At 50.7% G+C, this 373-nt stretch carries 1 protein-coding gene; it reads left to right on the top strand.

Annotated features, from left to right (window positions below; genetic code table 11):
* Positions 1–13: 13 nt before the first annotated feature.
* A partial coding sequence (locus tag KZZ04_RS18520) for a hypothetical protein (protein WP_219423701.1) occupies positions 14–373 on the top strand: 360 nt, incomplete at its 3' end.

Below are 373 nucleotides of genomic sequence, written 5' to 3'. Positions count from 1 at the left end.
CAGAGAGGAGTTCGTGAAATTTTTCGGGGCTGGGATCGAGGAGGTTTTTGAGCTATCAAAGCCTGCGAAAGACCTGTTTCGCTCGATTTTGCGTGCATACCTGGATCAAAAGTACCAACCGGATCAGCTGTATATCAGCTACGAAGCCATATGTGATGATCATGGCTATGGCAAGTCGAGACCCACGTATAACAACGGCATCAATGAGCTTTGCGTGAAGGGTTTTCTTGCCCCTGTTGAGCGTAAAGACGGGATGTTCTGGGTGAATCCCCACCTTTTCTACAAGGGTGATCGCATCAGGATCGTGCACGAATATGTACGCGCCGGATCTGAGGCGCATGCGCAGCTTGAGCATGAGCAGGCCATCATGCAG

The organism is Pseudoalteromonas sp. CR1, from assembly GCF_019392235.1.
Lineage (GTDB): Bacteria > Pseudomonadota > Gammaproteobacteria > Enterobacterales > Alteromonadaceae > Pseudoalteromonas.
Note: the sequence above shows the minus strand (reverse complement) of the source record. Positions and strands in the feature narration are given on the sequence as shown.